The sequence below is a fragment of the Streptococcus sp. HMSC065E03 genome, from assembly GCF_001815045.1.
GTDB lineage: Bacteria > Bacillota > Bacilli > Lactobacillales > Streptococcaceae > Streptococcus > Streptococcus parasanguinis_AD.
The window spans coordinates 239,252-257,497 of record NZ_KV818852.1 but is presented as its reverse complement, the minus strand read 5'-3'; the positions used below and the strand labels follow the sequence as shown (position 1 = coordinate 257,497).

Annotated in this window: 10 protein-coding genes; 7 read left to right on the top strand and 3 right to left on the bottom strand. The window is 43.8% G+C overall.

All coding sequences use genetic code 11. From position 1 onward, the window contains the following. Window positions 1–200: 200 nt before the first annotated feature. The 4 genes from HMPREF3002_RS05860 (at window position 201) to HMPREF3002_RS05845 (ending at window position 14,285) form a co-directional block, all read left to right on the top strand. Window positions 201–2,585, top strand: a complete 2,385-nt coding sequence (locus HMPREF3002_RS05860) for a phosphoketolase family protein (protein WP_070595436.1) — start codon at window positions 201–203, stop codon at window positions 2,583–2,585. Between the two features lie 389 nt (window positions 2,586–2,974). Continuing rightward, complete coding sequence (locus HMPREF3002_RS05855) at window positions 2,975–5,089, top strand: surface-anchored 5'-nucleotidase (protein ID WP_070665552.1); 2,115 nt, start codon at window positions 2,975–2,977, stop codon at window positions 5,087–5,089. Between the two features lie 225 nt (window positions 5,090–5,314). Beyond that, window positions 5,315–9,703, top strand: coding sequence for an SGO_0316/SGO_0317 family LPXTG-anchored serine peptidase (locus tag HMPREF3002_RS05850; protein ID WP_070595434.1), 4,389 nt, complete (start codon window positions 5,315–5,317; stop codon window positions 9,701–9,703). Window positions 9,704–9,788: 85 nt separating this feature from the next. Then, window positions 9,789–14,285, top strand: coding sequence for an SGO_0316/SGO_0317 family LPXTG-anchored serine peptidase (locus HMPREF3002_RS05845; protein WP_070595432.1), 4,497 nt, complete (start codon window positions 9,789–9,791; stop codon window positions 14,283–14,285). A 66-nt stretch (window positions 14,286–14,351) separates the two neighbouring features. Here HMPREF3002_RS05845 and HMPREF3002_RS05840 read toward each other — a convergent pair whose 3' ends face one another. The 3 genes from HMPREF3002_RS05840 to HMPREF3002_RS05830 are packed head-to-tail and all read right to left on the bottom strand — an operon-like array spanning window position 14,352 to window position 16,681. Then, window positions 14,352–14,759 carry a hypothetical protein gene (locus HMPREF3002_RS05840; protein WP_070589696.1) on the bottom strand — a complete coding sequence of 136 codons (408 nt, stop codon included), beginning with the start codon at window positions 14,757–14,759 and terminating at the stop codon, window positions 14,352–14,354. Continuing rightward, entirely contained in the window at window positions 14,740–15,642 is a 903-nt protein-coding gene (locus HMPREF3002_RS05835; RefSeq protein WP_070588705.1) for a phosphodiester glycosidase family protein, read from the bottom strand. The genes HMPREF3002_RS05840 and HMPREF3002_RS05835 overlap by 20 nt, the downstream gene beginning before the upstream one ends. After that, window positions 15,629–16,681, bottom strand: coding sequence for a bifunctional glycosyltransferase family 2/GtrA family protein (locus HMPREF3002_RS05830; RefSeq protein ID WP_070588707.1), 1,053 nt, complete (start codon window positions 16,679–16,681; stop codon window positions 15,629–15,631). The genes HMPREF3002_RS05835 and HMPREF3002_RS05830 overlap by 14 nt, the downstream gene beginning before the upstream one ends. 303 nt (window positions 16,682–16,984) lie before the next feature. On the opposite strand from HMPREF3002_RS05830, the gene rpsF reads away from it, so the two are divergent. Genes rpsF through rpsR form a run of 3 tightly spaced genes read left to right on the top strand, consistent with a single transcriptional unit; the run spans window position 16,985 to window position 18,074 of the window. Next, on the top strand, window positions 16,985–17,275 hold the full coding sequence (gene rpsF / locus HMPREF3002_RS05825; protein WP_003005040.1) for a 30S ribosomal protein S6: 291 nt from the start codon (window positions 16,985–16,987) through the stop codon (window positions 17,273–17,275). A gap of 20 nt (window positions 17,276–17,295) precedes the next feature. Next, a complete protein-coding gene (locus HMPREF3002_RS05820; protein WP_003008622.1) occupies window positions 17,296–17,793 on the top strand; it encodes a single-stranded DNA-binding protein in 498 nt (165 codons plus the stop codon). A 41-nt stretch (window positions 17,794–17,834) separates the two neighbouring features. After that, window positions 17,835–18,074 carry a 30S ribosomal protein S18 gene (gene rpsR, locus HMPREF3002_RS05815; RefSeq protein WP_000068664.1) on the top strand — a complete coding sequence of 80 codons (240 nt, stop codon included), beginning with the start codon at window positions 17,835–17,837 and terminating at the stop codon, window positions 18,072–18,074. The last annotated feature ends 172 nt before the right edge of the window (window positions 18,075–18,246 follow it).

Sequence of the window (18,246 nt, the reverse complement as noted above, 5' to 3'; positions counted from 1 at the left end):
TAGTGGGAAATTAAAATTTGACGTTCAAAGAATATTTTTCTTACTTTCTGATGTACAAAAAGGGAAATTCTTGATAGAATAGAAGTGATATTGAATATTTTCTTCAATATCATCTGTTTGATTGAAAACAGATTGTTTAAACTATTGATCAAACGAACAGGTTATTCAACAGACCTGTCTAGAAATTGTGAGGAGACAAGATGACTGTCGATTATAACAGCAAAGCTTACTTGGATAAAGTAGACGCTTGGTGGCGTGCAGCCAACTACATTTCAGCTGCTCAAATGTACTTGAAAGATAACCCATTGTTGAAGCGCGAAGTCGTTGAAAATGACTTGAAGGCTCACCCAATCGGACACTGGGGAACTGTTCCAGGGCAAAACTTTATCTATGCTCACTTGAACCGTACCATCAACAAATACGACTTGGATATGTTCTACATTGAAGGACCAGGTCACGGTGGACAAGTAATGGTATCGAACTCTTACTTAGATGGTTCTTATACTGAATTGAATCCAAACATCCCACAAAATGAAGAAGGTTTCAAACACTTGTGTAAGATCTTCTCATTCCCAGGAGGAATCGCTTCTCACGCGGCGCCTGAAACACCAGGATCTATCCACGAAGGTGGAGAACTTGGTTATGCTCTTTCTCACGCTGCAGGGGCTGTATTGGATAATCCAGATGTGATTGCTGCCACAGTTATCGGTGACGGTGAAGGAGAAACAGGTCCATTGATGGCTGGTTGGTTGTCAAATACCTTCTTGAACCCAGTCAACGATGGTGCTATCCTTCCAATCTTCTACCTCAATGGTGGGAAGATCCACAACCCAACCATCTTCGAGCGCAAAACAGACGAAGAATTGGCCCTCTTCTTTGAAGGTCTTGGTTGGAAACCAATCTTTGCGAATGTCACTGCAATTTCAGAAGACCACGAAGCTGCCCACGCTTTGTTCGCTGAAAAATTGGACGAAGCAATTGAAGAAATCAAGAAAGTCCAAGCAGAAGCTCGTAAAGGTTCTGCTGAAGAAGCAACTCAACCAGTTTACCCTGTCTTGATTGCTCGTATTCCTAAAGGTTGGACTGGTCCAAAAGCATGGGAAGGAACACCAATCGAGGGTGGATTCCGTGCTCACCAAGTTCCAATCCCAGTAGATGCTCACCACATGGAGCATGTCGATGCCCTTCTTTCATGGTTGGAATCTTACCGTCCAGCTGAATTGTTCGACGAAACTGGAAAGCTAGTTCCTGAAATTGCTGAAATTGCACCAAAAGGTGACCGTCGCATGGCGATGAACCCAATCACAAATGCTGGTGTGATCAAACCAATGAACACAGCTGATTGGAAGAAACATGCCCTTCAATTCAACACACCAGGTGAAATCATGGCTCAAGACATGATCGAATTTGGTAAGTATGCGGCAGACTTAGTAGATGCAAACCCAGATAACTTCCGTATCTTCGGTCCAGACGAAACCAAATCAAACCGTCTTCAAGAAGTCTTCACTCGTACAAGCCGTCAATGGTTAGGACGTATGAAACCAGACTACGATGAAGCGTTGAGCCCTGCTGGTCGTGTCATTGACTCTCAATTGTCAGAGCACCAAGCAGAAGGAATGCTTGAAGGATATGTCTTGACAGGTCGTCATGGCTTCTTCGCTTCTTACGAATCCTTCCTTCGTGTTGTGGATTCTATGATCACTCAACACTTCAAATGGTTGCGTAAGTCTAAGACCCATACAACATGGCGTAAAAACTACCCAGCCTTGAACTTGATTGCAACTTCAACGGTCTTCCAACAAGACCATAATGGTTACACTCACCAAGATCCAGGTATCTTGACTCACTTGGCTGAGAAAACTCCTGAATATATCCGTGAGTACTTGCCAGCAGATACCAATAGCTTGCTTGCGGTAATGGATGAAGCCTTCAAGGGAGAAGATGTGATCAACTTGATCGTTTCTTCTAAACACCCACGTCCTCAATTCTACTCAGCAGCTGAAGCAGAAGAATTGGTTCGTGAAGGATACAAGGTGATCGATTGGGCATCAACTGTTTCAGCAGATGAAGAGCCAGATCTTGTTATTGCAGCTGCAGGTACTGAGCCAAACTTAGAAGCTCTTGCTGCTATTACAATCTTGCACAAAGCCTTCCCAGAATTGAAGATCCGCTTTGTCAACGTTATCGACATCTTGAAATTGCGTCACCCATCCGTTGATGCGCGTGGACTTTCAGATGAAGAGTTCGACAAAGTCTTCACAACTGATAAACCAGTTATCTTTGCCTTCCATGGTTACGAAGGCATGATCCGTGATATCTTCTTCAACCGTCACAACCATAACTTGCGCGTGCATGGTTACCGTGAAAACGGGGATATCACCACACCATTTGATATGCGTGTGATGTCTGAGTTGGATCGCTTCCACTTGGCACAAGATGCAGCTAATGCAGCTCTTGGAGCAGAAGCAGCTGAATTCGCAGCTCAAATGGATGAAACAATCGCCTTCCACCATGACTACATCCGTGAAAACGGAGACGACATTCCAGAAGTTCAAAACTGGAAATGGGAAAACGTGAATAAATAAGAAAAAGAGAGTGGGACAGAAATCGGTAATTCGTTAGAATTCGATTTCGTCGTCCCTCCTCCGCACAGTTGAGTAGGGCTGTAAAAGCTGATGAAATCAGCGTAGTAGAGCCCATCAACCACTGCGTCTTGCTCGACAATCCAAAAATAATTGAGAGGCTAGGACTTTTGTCCCAGCCTCTTTTGTGAGGAACAGCAAGTAACAAAAGGAAGATACTGGAAATAGATGTTCGGAAATCAAGCGCTTTCCAATAAAATTGTAAGAGTTTCTAGGAAAATATTGAAGTAAAACCGAAAAAATAGTAAAATGGAAGAGCTGATTGCAGCAAATCAACTGTTCTGCGTTCTCCTTTTTGGAGAAGTGTCCTACATTAGAAAATGGAGTATTCTATGAAGAAAAAAATTATCTTGAAAAGCAGTATCTTAGCGGTCGCTGCGGGTCTTAGTGTTTTTGCGATCAATAGCGTTTTTGCAGACGAATTGCCCGTGCAGTTCATGGGCGTCAATGACTTCCACGGTGCCTTGGAACAAACAGGGACAGCTCGTTTAGAAGGCGAAACTGTGAAAAATGCAGGAACAGCCCCACTTTTGGCAACCTACTTGAACGATTCGCAAAAAGACTTTGAAACGGAGAATGCAGGAACGCCTAATGCCAGCATCCGTGTGCAAGCGGGAGATATGGTCGGCGCTAGTCCAGCCAACTCTGCCCTCCTTCAAGATGAACCAACTGTAAAAGTCTTCAATGAAATGAACTTTGAATACGGAACCCTTGGAAATCACGAGTTTGACGAAGGACTTGGTGAATTCAACCGGATCATGAAGGGAGAAGCCCCAACACCTGGTCAATTCAATAAGATCGTCGATGAATATCCTCATGAAGCTTCTAAACAAGAAGTCGTGATTGCCAACTTGGTCGACAAGGATACCAACAAAATCCCATTTGACTGGAAACCTTATACCATCAAAGAAATCCCAGTCAATGACAAGACCGTTAAGGTCGGATTTATCGGGGTTGTTACGACAGAATTTCCAAATCTTGTTTTGCGTAAAAATCATGAACAATACCGTGTTTTGGATGAAGCAGAATCGATTGCCAAATATGCGCGTGAATTAAATGACCAAGGTGTGCATGCTATCGCTGTCTTGGCCCACGTTGCTGCCACTAGTAAGAATGGTGTAGCAGAAGGTCCTGCTGCAGACATGATCAAAAAATTAAATCAAATCTATCCTGAAAACTCAGTGGATATCGTCTTTGCAGGTCATAACCACCAATATACAAACGGGATGGTTGGAAATACCTTGATCGTTCAAGGTACGTCTCAAGGGAAAGCCTACTCGGATGTCCGTGGAGTCCTAGATACAGATACAGCTGACTTTGTTAAAGCTCCAACTGCTAAAATTATTGCAGTAGATCCATCTAAAGGCAAAGCAAAAGATGCCAAGGTTCAAGCGATCATCGATGATGCCAATGCGACGGTTAAAAAAGTAACAGAAGCAAAAATCGGTACAGCAGAGAAAGCTGAAAATATTACTCGTGAGTTGAATGCGCAAAAAGAAAGTGCTGTTGGAGATTTGGTCACAGCAGCGCAACTAGATATTGCCAAAAAATCAGGTTATCCAGATGTTGACTTTGCTTTCACCAATAATGGAGGAATCCGTGCAGACCTCGTGGTGAAACCAGACGGAACAGTAACTTGGGGTGCCGCTCAAGCGGTGCAACCATTTGGAAATATCCTTCAAGTAGTAGAAATCACTGGGGACCAAATCTACAAAGCTTTGGATCAACAATATGATGAGAAAGAGCTTTACTTCTTGCAAATGGCAGGGATCAAGTACACCTATACGAAACCAGCCGATGCAACAGAAGAAAATCCATATAAGGTTGTGAAAGCTTACAAGGCAGATGGAACTGAAATTGATCGCAACAAAACCTACAAGGCGATTATCAACGACTTCTTGTATGGTGGCGGAGATGGCTTCTCAGTCTTCCGCGATACAAAATTGATCGGTGCGATTAATCCAGATACGGAAGTCTTTATCCAGTACATCGAAGATGTGAATAAGGCAGGGAAGAAATTATCTGCTTCAATCTTGGGCAACAAGACATTTGTGGAAAAAGTGGAAGAAGAAACGCCTACTCCAGAACCACAACCAACCCCTCAACCAACTCCAGAACCACAACCACAGCCAGCGCCAGTTGATCCAGTAAGTCCAGTTCATCCCGTAGCTCCAGTTACTCCAGTAACTCCGGCTACCCCAACTCCTCAACCTGAAACCCCAGTAACTCCAGCGCAACCAGCTGCAAGCGAAACAAAAGAAGTGGCAACAAACAAACCAGTTGCTGTCACTTATCATACGGGTGGACAAACAGAAGTAGCTGCTACACCAGCAACTGGTCTTCCAAAAACAGGTCAAGATGAATTGGCTTCAACCGTCCTTAGCCTCTTTGGTATGACCTCATTAGCTTTAGCAGGCTTTGTAGCTAGCAAAAAACGTGAAGGTTAAGAGAAAAAGAGACTAGCAATAGGGTCAAAAAATTCTCGATAAAAAGAATCAGGAGCTCCCAACAGGGAGCTTCTTTTTTATTTATGGGTGGAATTTTCAGAAGAATCAATCATTTATTATACCTTAGGAATTTTACTATAATTTATTGACTTTGATAGAGAGAAGAGCTAAAATGGAAGCAAGCAACCGCTTACAAATATAATAATGACATAGGAGGTCATGTAGATGAGAAGTGAAAGGCAACAACGGTTTTCTTTCCGTAAATATGCAGTCGGTTTGGTATCGGTACTTGTCGGATGCCTTTTTTGTGGTGCGACTGTTTTGGCTGAGGAGCAGGAAGGGCAACTGAATACTCCTGCTATCGTAGCAAAAGAAGAAAGTCAGGCAGTGAATCCGACAGCTGGTCAGGACAAAGACTCAGCTGCAGCTCTTCCAACTGATAAAGTCAATATTGAAACTTCTTCACAAGAGCAACCCATACCTGATAAAACTCCTGAGATAGCCCCTTCACAGACTCCAACAAAACCGGTCTCGGATCCTATACCTGAAAAAGAAGCTGTTGAAAAGAAAGAGCAGCAGGATCAATCTATTCCAGAAGCGAATCCAGTAGAAAATAAAGAAAGTACTTCAGAAACTGTGGCAGATGAAGCCCCTGTTCAGGCCTTGGTACGCTTGGAGACGAAGAAGCAAGAGACGGCAACGTCTCCAAGTATTGCAGAGCAGATCCAGAATAATGCTCCAATCAAGGAAACTGTATTAAATGAATTGAAGGAAAAAGGAATTCAGTACAAAAAATTGGCAGATTTTGATTTGGTTTTTAATGGATTCGTTTTAGAAACCAAGTACAAGGATGCTTTGAAGATTCGGCAACTCGCACGTGTTGAAAAGGTGGAAATTACCCCATTGACGGCTAGAACGGATGGAGAGCCTAGCTCAAATAAGCAGAACACCCTTCTTCCTACAAAGGTGAGCGATGAGAATGAATTGATCAATCTGCAACCCCTTTGGGATAAAGGAATCAAGGGCCAAGGTCGGGTGGTAGCCGTTTTAGATACAGGCCTTGACGTCCACCATAATTTCTTTAGTTTAACCGATAAAAGCAAAGCCAAATACCAGAATAAAGAGCAGATGGAAGCGGCAATGAAAAAGGCAGGCATTACTTATGGGAAATGGTACAACGATAAGGTGGTCTATGCCTACAATTACTCTGATATGAACGATGAGATTCGAGAAGATGATCCGCGTTCACATGGGACCCACGTGGCAGGGTCGGCTGTGGGGAATGCGACAAAACCAGTCCCAACTGGTGAATATTTAAAAGGCGTCGCACCCGAAGCTCAGCTTATCTTTATGCGTGTTTTCTCTGATAAGAAAGGAATGACGGAACAAGGATTTATCGTAGCCAAAGCAGTTGAGGATGCGGTTAAACTAGGTGCAGATACCATCAATATGAGTTTTGGTGGGGTCAATGGGTCTGAAGCAGACACTAATCCCTTAACTCGTCAAGCCTTTGAATTCGCTCGTAAATCCGGTGTTGTTATCAATGCCGCAGCAGGAAACTATGCTGTAAGTGGTTATTGGCAGGCCAAACCAAAAGCAGATGCTCCAGATACAGGAACGATCGATGAACCCTCCATTGAAGATGGGGTTCTTGCCATTGGCGCCTTCAATAATAATATCAATCACGAAACGACCATTCGCCTTGAAATCCCAGCTTTAAAGGATAAAAAAGAATTCCAAAACGGCTTGGTCGATTTACCCGTTTATCGGTTGATCTTCCCAGTAGAAGGTCCTCAAACATATGTTTCAGTACCAAAAGGCGGAGAAGACACTTATCGAAATGCTGCTGTAAAAGACAAAATTGCCTTGGTTGAAAGTGGTGGCGATGTAACGGATGAAGATAAGGTCAACGCCCTCAGACAAGCTGGAGCAAAAGGGGTCCTCGTTTATCAAAATGAGGAACAAGGAGATACTCTTCAAAATCTTTCCATGGGGTATTGGGGATCCTTCTATCCTGTCAGTGTACTTGGTCATTCTATCGGAAAAGAGCTAGCTTCTCATGCTGGAGAGTACAAGCTAACTTTCCATCAAGAAGTTAAGAAAGTACCCTATAGTGAAGCAAACAAGATGCTCTTCTTTACTGGTTGGGGGCTTTCTGCTGAAGGAAAACTCAAGCCAGATGTTACCCTTCCTGGGGGAATGGTTTATTCAGCGATTCCAGATGGTTCCTATGATATGGATGCAGGTACGAGTATGGCGACACCTCATGCGGCAGGGGCGACAGCCTTGATTAAGCAAGCCTTAGAACAACGATTCCCAAATTATAGCCCAGAGCAAATCCATACGCTTTTGCGACAATTAGTCATGAGTACAGCCAAACCTCATTTTGATCAGGAAAGCAAGAGCTACTCCTCTGTCCGCCAACAAGGATCTGGTCTTATGGATGCTGCAGCTGCAGCCTTTGGCGATGTCTTTGTAACAGGTGGGAAAGGAACAACTAGCAGTCTGACTCTTGGCAATGTCAAGGATTCCTTCACATTTGATGTCACTGTGCATAATCTTAGTTCAGAAGCAAAAGAATTTACTTACCATACGGTCGTTAATACGGATCAAGTGGAAAATGGACGTATTACCTTGAAGATGCGCCAACTACTGGATCAAGAAGGCGAAAAAACCATTTATGTACCAGCTATGGGAAGTGTGACGGTTCCGATTTCTGTGAATACTAGTAACTATACAAGTGAGCTCACCAATCAAATGAAAAACGGTTACTTTTTAGAAGGTTTTGTCTTCTTTAAAGATGCCAAAACCAAGAAAGAATTAGTGAGTCTTCCATATATTGGTTTTAAAGGGAACTATCAAGATTTACCAGGAATTGAAAAACCTATCTATGCCTTCACTGGGGATGAAAAACCATTCTATTATTACGCAAATGAAAAAGCGGAACACCCTGAAAAAGACTCAGGAGATCACTTTACAGCCTTGGTCAGCACTATTTGGCGCGGGGGCAAAGAAGTACAGGTTGTCCTGGGAGAAAAAGATGGGCATTACGATGGAAATCAGCTCGTCTTCTCGCCAAATGATGATGGATCCTATGATAGTGTCAAACTCAATGCAGTGGTCTTAAGAAATGTGGACAATATTCACCTGACAGTTTATCGTGCGGATGATATCAAGAGAGAACATCCAATTTTTGAAAAAGGCAATGAGAGCCAGAAAAAATCAGATTATGGCTGGCGGATCAACGATCGTAGTAAGATTCTTTATGCGACACAGTGGGCAGGCAAGGACAATAACAATCAGCTTGTTCCAGATGGGGACTATCAATATGTAGTCACTTATCGTCCAAGCACACCTGGTGCCAAACCTCAAGAGATTGTCTTAAAGGTCAAGGTCGATAAGCAAGTGCCACAATTGGCTAACACCAAGGATCTGTATGATCCAACAACGCGCCTCTTTAAGCCAGGTGAGATTGTTGAAACGGGTAGTGGGCTAGCTGGTAAATACCTCTCCTACCAAAAAGATGGTCAGGAAGTAGAAATCACTCCAAACGAAGATGGAACCTATCTCATCCCTGAAGGAGTCGATCTAAAAACAGTGCGTTTCTATATTTGGGATCAGGTCAATAATACCAATACCTTGACTTTGGATGGAAAGACTGTCTCGGAAGAAAGTACGACTGAAAAAGCCGGAACAGAGGATGCAAGTCCAACACATGAAACTAGTGAAGCTACAGTCGGCCGTTTAGAAGTACAAATTGTCAATGAAAAAGGAGAGGCGACCAATCAATATCCAGAAATGATGCGTTACCAAGTGTTTGACAGCAAAGGAAATCGGATTGATAAGGAATTTAATATTTATTATGAAGATCCACTACCAACTCTTCCATTTGGAACCTATACTGTAAAAGTCGTCGGTCAAGACCAAAATTACTCTTGGGCTTCTCCAACAACGGTAACAGTTGAATTGAGCAAAGAGCATCCAGAAGGTGTGGTCAAATTTGTCTACCACTATATCGACAAAAATCGCTTTGATCTCGTCTTTGATAAAGAACTTCCAAACGGCACCCGCGTCTTTGCCATCGATAAAAAGACCGGTCAGAAAGTGGAGTTGGATCAAACTCTTTATGAACCGAAGACCTTTGAAAAGATTCTGGTGAATGGAGACTATCAGATCCATATTGATCTACCAAAAGGTTATCGTGCAGTGGAAAACGACTTCTTCTATACAGTTGGTGAGCGTATCAATCGTTACTTGACCAGTTTTATCGAAGTTTCAGATGACCAGGTAGAAGATCCAATTATCCCATCTTCTTCTATTCCATCTCCTCAACCGTCAACGATGACGCAAGAAGGTGAAAAAGGAAAACAACCGGCTGTAATCGATAGCCATCCAATAGTCGCGAAAAAGACAGATATCCGTCCAATGTTCCAGAAAGATCTTGAAAGAGTATCAGAAATGGATCCGTCGACTAAAGAGGTCTCAAGTCAATCATCACCTTCTCTTCCAAATACAGGACAAGAAAATGAACAAACAGGGATGGTAGGTTTGATGGTTCTTCTTCTCACTTTTGGTGCTATCCGCTTGAAGAAAAATCGTCCAGATCAAGGATAATCTTCTATTAGTTTAGTTGCAAGAATAAAATAAGGGTTAAGGTAGTGTGAAGCTACCTTAACCTAGTGTGTAAAAAGGAGTTTTTATGGAATTTCATCGACAACAGCGTTTTTCCATTCGTAAATACGCAATTGGAGTCGCTTCTGTTTTGATTGGTACCTTTCTAATGGGTTCAGCCGTTTCAGCTGATACGATCGTACCAACACCCTCTGTCGTAGAGCCTTCTGTAGTGGTGCCAGAAACCGCAGCAACAGATGAGAAAACAGCAGAACCGATTCCGGCTACCAAGGACAGTATGCCCACTTCAGTTATAGAAGATACTGCTTCTAAAAACCTTGCTACAGCTGAGATTGAGAGTAAGGAAAAGACAAATCAGTCTCTACCTTCATCTTCAATCGATACAAGCAGTTCGGCTACAAATCAAGTAGAAGCAGAGAAGGCTTCGCCTTCTGTTGCGGAAGCGCCAAAAGAAAATGGGGTTGCTACTCCAATTACGACTTCTATTGAGCCAGTAAAGGAAAATTTAGAAGAAACAAGCCCAGTTGAGGTGCTGGTTCGCTTGAAAGAAAAGGTTTCTGAGGGCATTGGAGAAGTATCTCCGACTTCAAAAGAAACTCGCATCGAAAAAACCAATCAGGATCATGAACAGTTTTTGAAAGAGCTCGAAAAGCAATCCATTCAATTTAAAAAATTATATGACTTTAATCTGCTTTTTAACGGCTTGGCTCTAGAGACGACTTATGGAGATGCTAAAAAGATTCGGGGACTAGCGCGTGTAGACGCTGTAGATTATGCTCCACTTGGTCGGACCAGAGTGGCGGAAACACAGCCTACACCTACATCACCGACTTCAACTACGACCAAGGTCAGTGAAGAAAATAGTCTGATCAATTTACAACCCCTCTGGGATAAGGGAATCAAGGGTCAAGGGCAGGTAGTTGCGATCATTGATTCCGGTGTGGACCCTGCTCATGATGTTTTTCGTCTGACAGATATCAGTAAGGCCAAGTACAAGAGTGAAGCGGAAATTGAAGAGGCTAAGAAAAAAGCGGGGATCACTTACGGCAAATGGTACAACAATAAAATTGTCTACATTCATAACTACAGTGATATGGACGACAATGTCAAAGAAGACGATCCAATTTCACACGGGGCTCACGTAGCAGGAACTGCTGTGGGAAACGCTTCTCAACCTTCTCCAAATGGTGAAATTATCCGTGGTGTTGCTCCAGAAGCCCAACTGATGTTTCTACGTGTTTTCTCAGATACCAAGGGAGGTCAAGTTCAAAATTTCATCTACACTAAAGCGGTAGAAGATGCGGTCAAATTAGGGGCGGATTCCATCAATATGAGTTTGGGAACAGCTTCAGGCTCTGTTTATGATGTTGGAGAGATCACTCGCCAGGCCTTTGATACAGCAAGAAAGGCGGGAGTAACCATTACAGTCGCTTCTACCAATATGGCGACCAATGGCTTCTGGCACAGCAAGCCACTGGCCACCACACCAGATTACGGAATGACAGGGACGCCTTCCGTCAATCCAAATGTCATCTCAGTCGCGTCTATTAATAGTCTAACCAAGCATGAGTCGACAGAAGCAAGTTTGACCGTAGATGCATTAAAAGATTCAAAAGACTTCCCAGAGGGCAAGATTCCGATGCATTCCTTTGTAGAACGTGACGCCTTTCGGACAACCATCTCTCAAAGCTATCTCCATGTGGAAAAGGGAGGGATCGACCACTACCAAGCTGATAGTATCAATGGGCACTTAGTCCTTACGGAGCGAGGTGGCGAAGTTTCGGATGTGGATAAGGTCAAAGAGCTGAAAAGAGCTGGTGCTACAGGGGTGATCTTCTACCAGACTAAAGAGCAGGGCAATAATCCTGTAAGCTTTGACTTAGAAGGACTGGGGGAACGATTCCCAGTTGGGGTTATTGGCCACGCTGCTGGACTTGTTTTGGCTCAACATGCCAATGATTACCAGCTCCATATTGCCAATAAATTCAAACGTGTGCCTTACGATGCAGCCAATCAACTATCTGACTTCTCCTCTTGGGGGCTATCAGCTGATGGGGATCTCAAACCGGATGTCACCCTTCCAGGAGGAATGATCTACTCATCTGTTAATAATGGGGAGTACTATATGGATAGGGGAACCAGCATGGCCTCTCCTCATGCTGCGGGAGCCACTGTACTGGTGAAACAAGCCTTGAAGGAGCGCTTCCCTCATCTTAGCCCAGAACAACTACAGGTTCTAGTCAAACAAATGACTATGAGTACAGCGATCCCTCATGTAGATGAGGAAACGCATGCCTATTCCTCTGTTCGTCAGCAAGGAGCGGGGGTTATGGATGTCACAGCTGCGGCACTAGGTGATCTCTATGTGACGGCAAAAGATGCTAAAAGTAGCCTGACACTTGGCAATGTCACAGATACCTTTGAATTTGATGTGACCATCCACAATCTTTCCAATCAAGATAAGTCTGTTCGATATGAAACCACTCTTCAGACAGATCAAGTTCAAGATGGCAAATTCACCCTCCATCCTCGTCTATTAGAAACTTTAGACGGTAAGGAAACGGTCACTATCCCAGCCAATGGTCAGCGGACCATCCACGTAGCAGTTGATGCAAGCAAGTACAAGGAAGAGCTCAGCAAGCAAATGCCAAATGGTTATTTCTTAGAAGGTTTTGTACTGGTTAAAGATGCCAGCACCCAAAAACATCTGGTCAGCCTCCCTTATGTTGGTTTCCATGGGGATTACCAAAATCTGCGTGGCATTGAAAAGCCTATCTACGAATATACAGGTAGCGACAAGCCGTTTTACTACTACAAGGATAAGACCGATTATCCAGATGAAAAAGTCCCAGAAACTCCAGAGCGTCATCCAGACAATCACTTTACCTCTTTGATTAGTTATGTCTATGAAAATGGAGAGTCCGTAGCCAAAACTCTTGGTCAGGATGGGGATCGCTTTGACGGGGATCAACTCTACTTCTCTCCGAACAACGATTCCAGCTTTGATAGTGTCAAGGTAAAAGCCGTCATGCTTCGCAATGTTGAAAATGTACACCTATCAGTCTACAAGAAGGATGACACAGCTCGTGCTAATCCAATTTACGAGGTCGGAAATGAAGTACATCGTAAGACGGACTGGAGTTACCGGATTGGGAATCGCAGTGAAGAGTTTTATGAAATCTCTTGGGAAGGCTTGGACAAAGACGGCAAGCAATTACCAGATGGGGAATACCAATTTGTGATCACTTACCGTCCAACTGCTTCAGGGGCCAAGCAACAAGAGCTTAACTTCAAGGTTAAGATTGACAATACGGCTCCAAGCATCGAGTCTGGAAGTGCTCAGTACGATCCAGCAACACGGATTTTCCGACCAGGTAAGGTACTTGAAACCGGTAGTGGTTTAGCAGGGACTTATCTGTCCTACGTCAAAGATGGGGAAACAGTGGCCTTGGAACCCCAAGAGGATGGTAGCTATCTTCTTCCAGAAGGAGTGGACCCTTCTACTGTTCGTTATACCATCTGGGATAAGGTCTACAATACCACTGAGATGGACATTGAAGGAAAGAAAGTAGAGGCAACGACTCCGACGAATGAAACCAGTTCAGATGAACAACCAAGTGAGACAGAGTCTGAAAAACCGAAGGCTGAAAAGGGTACCCTAGAAGTCGTCTTCACAGATAGCAGTGGCGAAGTCATTTCTTATTATCCATCCGTCGTTCGTTACCAAGTGGTGGACGACCAAGGACGTGTAGTGGAAGGAGAGTTCAATGCTTCCTATAATGGTGGCACCTTCCCAGACTTGCCTTTTGGTACTTATACAGCCAAGATCACCCTATCTGATTACCATTATGATTGGGGAACAGAGCTGGTGAAAAAGGTGACCGTTTCACCTGAGAATCCACATCCAAAAGTAACCTTTGCCTTCCATTATTTAGATGAAAATAAATTGACCATTGGATTTGATCAGCCAGTCCCAGCCGGAACGGTTGTAAAAGTGGTAGGGAATGACGGTATCAGCCGACTTCTCCCACAAAGCATCTATGATCTTCTGCGCTTTGAGACGATGCTGATGAACGGTTCCTATCGTGTCCATGTCGATCTCCCGGCAGGCTATCATGTTGCGGAAAATGATTTCCTTTATGAAGTGAGCAATCGGATCAACTACCATCTTCTTTCTTTGGTCAAAGACGTTATCAAGCCAAACCCAGAGGTACACAGTGGAGCGATTGTAGAACCATGGATTCAACCAGAAAATCCGACACTAGTGATAGATGAAGTGCCAAGTCGTCAATCAGAAATCCCAGTGACCCCAGACCAACTAGTAGTATCCGAAACTCCAGTAACTCCAGCTCAACCAGCTGCAAGCGAAACAAAAGAAGTGGCAACAAACAAACCAGTCGCTGTCACTTATCATACGGGTGGTCAAGCTGAAGTAGTTGCTACACAAGCAACTGGTCTTCCAAAAACAGGTCAAGATGAATTGGCTTCAACCGTCCTTAGCCTCTTTGGCATGACCTCACTAGCTTTAGCAGGATTTGTAGCCAGCAAAAAACGTGAAGGCTAAGTTCTTCATCCGTTAAGTTACCCTAAAAAACGTCCGTTCTTTTAAGAAACGGACGTTTTTGATATCTTAGGCTGTTTTTTCCACCCAGACACTGCGGACAAAGAAGAGGCTGATCAGAGCTAGTGCTAGAAAGGCAACTCCAAGGTAATAATAGGGTTGATCCATTGTGGTAGATCGACCAGAGAGGTTGACAATCCCTCGGTAGAGGGCCCCGGCTGTGAGCGTAGCTACTCCTGAATTCCAAAGATTGAGACTCAGTCGAGAGAAGCCTTTCACCATCAACTGTAGAGCCACTAGTAGGGCGCCACCGATCAAAGGAATCAAGAAGAGGTAGTGCATGAAGGCGGAGGTTTCGCCAAAACTAAAGTGTTCGTAAATGCGACTTCCAACGAAGAAGAAAGCTGAAATCAGAGTGTACCAGAGAATCGTTTTTTTAAACCGTTGTTTAATAGGATTAGTAACCGATGTAGACAATGTCACTCACCGCCCTTTCTGAGATAGTACCATTTGTTGTTGGTTTGTTAATAACTTGGCCATTGAAGTAAAGGGTAGAAGATCCACCCCCATCCAGGTTGTAGGCTGTTTTAACGCCATAAGACTTCATCACTTCTGCTAATTGGTAGAGAGACAGGCCTTCACTTTCTGAAGTCCGTCCGTCTGACACGACGATAATGTAGTGGTTTTCATCGATGATCCCAATCGCTGTCCGTGGGTTGGATGCCATAGATTGCCCAACCTCTGAGTTGGTATCGACAGTAATTTCTCCATTTTCAACTAAGGAAGGACCGAAAGCGAGGAGATTGACGACCCCGTCCTTGACCAATTGATCTGCAGAGATCTCGTCTTCGTAGATAATTTTGAAGGATCCATCCTTGTAAATGGCTAGGTCACCATTGCTTGCATCTTCCCGAACGGTATCGCGGTAGACCACTCCATTTCGGATGACGTATCCTGTACTGTTAGCCCCGTAATAGTCACCATTCACTGCTAGAATGGCACTGTTGTTGGCGGCTGTGACAGAGGTCTTAGCAGTCACGTTGGTTCCGTAAGTGTTTTGTGCAAAGGCTGTTTTGAGGTAGTCAGATGAGCTGACTGTGATATCTGCAATGTAAACCTGGGTATTTTCAACCGTTTTTTCTGTTAGGTTCACCTGGATATTGTCATCTGAATAGCTAGTATCGGTCGTTGTAGCCGATGCAGCTGCTTTTTTGGCTGCCTTGGTGTCCGTAGTCGTAGCTTTTACGGTTTGGATGGCATCGGATAAGACAAAGGTCTTGAGCATCGAGTAGCTAAAACTGCTGGTCAAAAGAAGGCCAAAGCAGGCAGCATAGGTGTAGGATTTTTTAAAGAATTTCATGGTGGGGAGCAGTCCTTTCTTTGAAGATCACTTTTTTCTGGATCACCCATGAGACCAGAAAGAGGAGGAAGCCGACGACAATCTTACTGATCAGGAGATTGAGCCCGAAAGCAGTATAGAAGAGTCGAATCAAGAGCGTATCGAGAATAAAGAGGCCAAGAGCTAGACCAAAGTAGCCACTTCCAGTTTTAGCGACACTATCTTTATTCTTAAAGACCAGGTGCTTATTGGTCGAGTAGTTAAAGATGGAACTCGTCACACGAGCGATCCCATTCGCTAGGAGAATACGCAGACTAATGGGCACGGCCATCATCACGAAAAGGAAGAAGGCGTAGACCAGATAGTCAACGATAAAACTACTCAGAGAGGAGAGGGCAAACTTGAACATGTCCTTGTAGATCATGAGGCCATCTCGAATAGGTCGGAAATGGGAGCCTTCGTTGTCATTGATGTAGACCGTCTCGATGGGAACTTCCACGATGGGGAAGGATTTGCTTGCTGCGAGGAGTACATTCATTTCGTACTCATACCGTTGTCCCTCGATTTCTAACATAAAGGGGATCATGTTGGTTGTAAAGGCTCGAAGGCCAGTCTGCGTATCTGTCACAGCGACCCCTGTTTGTTGCTTAAACAAGAAACGAGTCAATTTATTTCCGAAAGCAGAACGCAAAGGAACTTTTCCAGAGAAGGCGCGTGCTCCTAGAATAAGTGTTCCAGGATGCTCTTGAGATTGGTTAACAACCCTGAAAATATCCCAAATTTTGTGCTGACCGTCTGCATCAGCTGTAACAATGCTTCCATAGGTGCCTCTTTCTAGGATGTAGGCATAAGCAGTCTTGAGTGCTTGTCCTTTTCCTTGGTTGTGCTCATGAGTCAGAACTGTCGCAAGACCCTCTAATTTGTCAAAGATCACTTTCTTGTCAGCGTCACTCCCATCGTCGATGACGATGATGTGGAGATCGCTCTTAGCGTGAACCAGGCGAACCAGTTTGACAAGATTCAGATCCGGTTGATAGGCGGGGATGATAAGATAATTCATAATCGTTCCTCGTTTCTTGAGATTTGTTGTAGCTAGTATAAAGACTCAAGCTTAAAGCTAACTGATATCAGTTTTCTTTAAGGAAAGAGGAGAAAGAAGGGGAGGGGTTTCTTCTATAAAATGTCATTTTTTAGGACATTTCTTTCTTTTTTCTCGAAGGGGACGTCCAGAATCATTTTTCAAATCCTAAAGATAATTCTTGCCTTTGTTCGAAAAGTCTGGTATAATAGTTTCTTGTGAGTAAACCTCACTTACCCCTTGCAAAGACAGGGGGTCATTAGTCCAAAAGGAGGAACATTATCAATGGCTAAATACGAAATTCTTTATATTATTCGTCCAAACATTGAAGAAGAAGCTAAAAACGCTTTGGTAGCACGTTTCGATTCTATCTTGACTGACAACGGTGCAACTGTTGTTGAATCAAAAGATTGGGAAAAACGTCGTCTTGCATACGAAATCCAAGATTTCCGTGAAGGACTTTACCACATCGTAAACGTTGAAGCGAACGACGCTGTAGCTCTTAACGAGTTCGACCGTCTTTCAAAAATCAACGGTGACATTCTTCGTCACATGATCGTAAAAGTTGACGCGTAAGAAATCATCAGAGGTGACTTATGATTAACAATGTTGTACTTGTCGGTCGTATGACCCGTGATGCTGAACTTCGCTACACTCCAAGCAATCAAGCAGTTGCTACTTTCAGCCTAGCTGTCAACCGCAACTTCAAGAGTCAAAATGGAGAGCGCGAAGCCGATTTCATCAACTGTGTGATCTGGCGTCAGCAAGCAGAAAACTTAGCCAACTGGGCTAAGAAAGGTGCTTTGATTGGGATTACCGGTCGCATTCAAACACGTAATTACGAAAACCAGCAAGGTCAACGTGTTTATGTCACTGAAGTCGTAGCAGACAGCTTCCAACTATTGGAAAGCCGTGCAGCACGCGAAGGGCATGCAGGTGGTGGCTATTCATCAGGTAACGGTGGTTTTGCTGGAAATGCAACCCCAAGCTTTGGTGGATCTGAACCAAGCAATGCAGCGCCAAACTTTGGTCGTGAAGAAAATCCATTTGGAGCGAATCCAATGGATATCTCAGACGACGATCTTCCATTCTAAGAATGGGTTTAACGAATTAAAACTATAAAGGAGAATTAAACATGGCTCAACAACGTCGTGGCGGATTCAAACGCCGTAAAAAAGTTGATTACATCGCAGCAAACAAAATCGAATATGTCGATTACAAAGATACTGAGCTTCTTAGCCGTTTCGTTTCAGAACGTGGGAAAATCCTTCCTCGTCGTGTAACTGGAACTTCAGCGAAGAACCAACGTAAAGTAACAACAGCTATCAAACGCGCTCGCGTAATGGCTTTGATGCCTTTCGTAAACGAAGATTAAAGAAAAGACCCTTATGGGTCTTTTTTTCAGGTCCAGTGGACCTCTTTTTCACGAGCTTGAAAATAAAAAAGCGAGTAAGACCCCAACGGGTCTTTTTTTCATGAGCTTGAAGACAAGAGAGCGAATTAAGACCCTAACGGGTCTTTTTTTCAGGTCCAGTGGACCTCTTTTT

Coding starts and splice junctions, on each gene's coding strand:
- HMPREF3002_RS05860 (WP_070595436.1), top strand. CDS start 201: ATGACTGTCGATTATAACAGCAAAGCTTACTTGGATAAAGTAGACGCT.
- HMPREF3002_RS05855 (WP_070665552.1), top strand. CDS start 2,975: ATGAAGAAAAAAATTATCTTGAAAAGCAGTATCTTAGCGGTCGCTGCG.
- HMPREF3002_RS05850 (WP_070595434.1), top strand. CDS start 5,315: ATGAGAAGTGAAAGGCAACAACGGTTTTCTTTCCGTAAATATGCAGTC.
- HMPREF3002_RS05845 (WP_070595432.1), top strand. CDS start 9,789: ATGGAATTTCATCGACAACAGCGTTTTTCCATTCGTAAATACGCAATT.
- HMPREF3002_RS05835 (WP_070588705.1), bottom strand. CDS start 15,642: ATGAAATTCTTTAAAAAATCCTACACCTATGCTGCCTGCTTTGGCCTT.
- HMPREF3002_RS05830 (WP_070588707.1), bottom strand. CDS start 16,681: ATGAATTATCTTATCATCCCCGCCTATCAACCGGATCTGAATCTTGTC.
- rpsF (WP_003005040.1), top strand. CDS start 16,985: ATGGCTAAATACGAAATTCTTTATATTATTCGTCCAAACATTGAAGAA.
- HMPREF3002_RS05820 (WP_003008622.1), top strand. CDS start 17,296: ATGATTAACAATGTTGTACTTGTCGGTCGTATGACCCGTGATGCTGAA.
- rpsR (WP_000068664.1), top strand. CDS start 17,835: ATGGCTCAACAACGTCGTGGCGGATTCAAACGCCGTAAAAAAGTTGAT.